The sequence below is a fragment of the Kitasatospora sp. NPDC057198 genome (genome assembly GCF_042670125.1).
Taxonomy (GTDB): Bacteria; Actinomycetota; Actinomycetes; order Streptomycetales; family Streptomycetaceae; genus Kitasatospora.
This window is the reverse complement of sequence record NZ_JBHUWH010000678.1, coordinates 1-3,044: the sequence shown is the minus strand read 5'-3', so window position 1 is coordinate 3,044 and position 3,044 is coordinate 1. Positions and strand designations below refer to the sequence as shown.

General features: G+C 79.2%; 4 protein-coding genes. 3 read left to right on the top strand and 1 reads right to left on the bottom strand.

Annotated elements, in window-relative coordinates; translation table 11 throughout:
* Together ACFUEL_RS37620 and ACFUEL_RS37615 are read left to right on the top strand one after the other, a co-directional pair.
* Positions 1–329, top strand: a 329-nt coding sequence (locus ACFUEL_RS37620; RefSeq protein WP_380242392.1) for a PfkB family carbohydrate kinase, incomplete at its 5' end; no start/stop codon positions are given.
* A 51-nt stretch (positions 330–380) separates the two neighbouring features.
* Entirely contained in the window at positions 381–1,157 is a 777-nt protein-coding gene (locus ACFUEL_RS37615; RefSeq protein ID WP_380242390.1) for a class I SAM-dependent methyltransferase, read from the top strand.
* Positions 1,158–1,194: 37 nt separating this feature from the next.
* Here the strand turns inward: ACFUEL_RS37615 and ACFUEL_RS37610 are convergent, their stop codons facing one another.
* On the bottom strand, positions 1,195–1,713 hold the full coding sequence (locus ACFUEL_RS37610; RefSeq protein ID WP_380242388.1) for a TspO/MBR family protein: 519 nt from the start codon (positions 1,711–1,713) through the stop codon (positions 1,195–1,197).
* A gap of 143 nt (positions 1,714–1,856) precedes the next feature.
* Between ACFUEL_RS37610 and ACFUEL_RS37605 the strand changes: the two genes are divergently transcribed.
* The gene (locus ACFUEL_RS37605) at positions 1,857–3,041 is read left to right on the top strand and encodes an amidohydrolase (RefSeq protein ID WP_380242386.1); all 1,185 of its coding nucleotides are present in this window, start codon (positions 1,857–1,859) and stop codon (positions 3,039–3,041) included.
* Positions 3,042–3,044 lie beyond the last annotated feature (3 nt).

Sequence of the window (3,044 nt, the reverse complement as noted above, 5' to 3'; positions counted from 1 at the left end):
TCGCGGTCGGGCCGGTCCGCTCGGTGCGGGACGCCCGCGCGCTGGGGCGCCGGCTGCTGGCCGCGGGCCCGGCCCTGGTCGCCCTCGCGGTGCCCGGGGAGGGCGACCTGCTGGTGTGGCCGGACGGTGAGCTGCTGCTGCCGCTGGCGGAGGTGCCGGTGGCCGATCCGACCGGGGCCGGGGACGCCTTCGTCGCGGGCCTGGTCGCCGGGCTGCGCCGGGGCCCCGACGTGCGCGCCGCGGGGCGGCTGGCGGCGGCGGCCGCCGGGGCGACCGTCCAGCGCCTGGGCGGGCGTCCGGACCTGTCCGGGCTGGCGTCCGGCGGATGAGGGCGGGCCGCCGCGGTGCCGGGGCGCGGGGGCGGGCGTAGCGTCGGGGGGATGAGTGGTGTTCCCGCCGACCGGCGGTGGTCCCCGTCGATGCCGGAGGCGTACGAGCGGTACCTCGTCCCGGCCCTGTTCCGTCCGTTCGCCGCCGACCTGGCCGGGCGCGCCGCCGCGCTGGCTCCCCGTACGGTGCTCGAACTCGCCGCCGGGACGGGGGCGTTGACCTCGTGCCTGCTGGCGGCGCTGCCCGCCGCCGAGGTGGTGGCGACGGACCTCAACGAGGCGATGGCGGAGTTCGGGCGGGCCCGGGTGCCGGGGGCGCGCTGGCGGCGGGCCGACGCCCAGCGGCTGCCCTTCCCGGACAGGGCGTTCGACCTGGTGGTGTGCCAGTTCGGGGCGATGTTCTTCCCCGACCGGCCGGCCGCCTTCGCCGAGGTGCGGCGCGTGCTGGTGCCGGGCGGGCGGTTCCTGTTCAGCGTCTGGGGGCCGCTGGGGGCGCACGGCTTCGACGCCGCGGTGCAGGCCGGGCTCGAACGGGCCTTCCCGGCCGACCCGCCGGACTTCCTGCCCGCGCTGCCGCACGGCTGCGCCGCCCCCGCCCCGCTCCGCGCGGACCTCGTCGCCGGCGGGCTGGAGCCGGTCCGGGACGAGCCGCTCGTCCTGACCGGCACGCCGGTGCGGGCCGCCGTCGAGTCGCGCGGCGGCGACCCCGACGCCCCGGAGCTGCACGCCGTCCTCACCGCCGAGTTGGCCTCCCGCCTGGGCGCCGGCCGGGTCAGCGCCCCGATGGCCGCCCGGCTGTTCCTGGCGGAGCGCGCCCCGGCCGCCTGACCGGGCACCGCCCTCTGGGTCGGCACGAGGCGGGCCGTCAGTCGGCGCGGAACGGGACGCTGTTGCGGCGGGCCAGGGAGCAGCTGAGCGCGGTGGCGAAGAGGCACCACCCGGCGTAGGGCGCCAGTGCGGCGGCGGCCGCGGGGTCGTGGCGCGCCACCCGTCCGATCAGGCGCAGGTTGTGGGCGTCCAGCAGGACGCTGCCCGCGACCCCCGCGGCGGGGCTGCGCAGGCCGAAGAAGAGCCAGGTCCAGCCGGCGTTCAGGGCCAGGTTCGTCCCGTACTCGGCGGCCAGGGCGGCCCGTTCGCGGCCGGGGGCCCGGCCCAGCGCGTGGCCCGCGCTCCAGGCGATCGAGGCGTACAGCGGGGTCCACACGGCGGGGAACACCCAGGGCGGCGGCTGCCAGCGGGGCCGGTCCAGCGACCGGTACCACGGGGAGGCCGGGCCCGAGGCGCGGGCGCCCACCAGGGCGGCGGCCGCCACCGCCAGGGCGGCTCCCGCGTACGGGGCCGCGTGCGCCGCCCGGACCGACCGGGCCGTCCGTCTGGTTCCCATGGCTCCGCGTCTGTCCGGTCCGCCGCGGTCCATGCGTCCCGGGCCCGCTCGGGCACCGCGCCGGGCGGCCGGGCAGGTGTGGGAGCGGCGGTGCGTGGCAGACGGGTGGGCGGAGCGGTACGCGTCGAGATCAGGGAGTCGAAGTGCCTCACACCGGTGGTGACCTGCACGCACGTGTTCGGGAGGCGGTCCGCCGCCGGGCGGACGAGTGCTGGGGGACGGCCCTCGCCCTGCACGCCGACCCCGAGTGCGCCTTCGCGGAGCACCGGGCCGCCGCCCGGCTGACGGGCGAGCTGGAGCGGGCGGGCTTCGCGGTGCGCCGGGGCCTGGCGGGGATGCCGACCGCCTTCACCGCTTCGGCGGGCCGGGGCCGTCCGGTGGTGGCCCTGCTGCTGGAGTACGACGCGCTGCCCGGCCTGGGGCACGCCTGCGGGCACAACCTGATCGCGGCGGCCGGCCTGGGGGCGGCGCTGGCCGTCCGCGAGGTGCTGCCGGAGGACGCCGGGACGGTGCTGGCGGTCGGGACCCCGGCGGAGGAGGGCGGCGGCGGCAAGGCCCTGGAGGTGGAGGCGGGGGTGTTCGACGGGGTCGACGCGGCGCTGATGTTCCACCCGGGCGTCCACGACTGGACGCACGCGGTGCTGACCGCGCAGGAGCAGTACCGGGTGGCCTTCCACGGCCGGGCCGCCCACCCGACCGGCGACCCGACGCACGGCATCGACGCGCTGGCCGCGCTGGTCGAGCTGTTCAACGTGCTGTCGGCGCTGGGCCAGCGGCTCCCGCCGGCCTCCCACGTGCTGGGCATCGTCACGGTCGGGGGCACCGCGACGAACATCGTGCCCGACCTCGCCGAGGGCCTGTTCGGGCTGCGGGCCGCCACCACCGCCGAACTGGACGACCTGGCCGGGCGGCTGCGCACCTGCGCCGAGGGCGTCGCCACGGCGACCGGCACGACGGTGACGGTGGAGCGGGCCACCGTGCGCTACGAGCACTTCCGCGACAACGCGGTGCTCTCCGGGCGCTTCGCCGCGCACCTGGCGCGGGCGGGCATCACCCTCACCCCGCCGCGGCCGGGGGTGCTGCTGGGCTCCTCGGACATCGGCAACGTCAGCGCGCGGGTGCCCGCCGTCCACCCGTTCGTCGCGATCATGGACGAGGACGGGTCCGACCACACCCCCGAGTTCGCGGCCGCCGCGGCCTCGCCCCGGGCCCGGTCGGTCCTGGCGGCCGTCACCGAGGCGCTGGCCGGCACGGCCCTGGACGTGCTGCTGGACGCCGGGCTGCGGCGGGCGGCGTGGAAGCGGCACGGGGCCGCCGGGGCGGAGTAGTCC

Coding starts and splice junctions, on each gene's coding strand:
- ACFUEL_RS37615 (WP_380242390.1), top strand. CDS start 381: ATGAGTGGTGTTCCCGCCGACCGGCGGTGGTCCCCGTCGATGCCGGAG.
- ACFUEL_RS37610 (WP_380242388.1), bottom strand. CDS start 1,713: ATGGGAACCAGACGGACGGCCCGGTCGGTCCGGGCGGCGCACGCGGCC.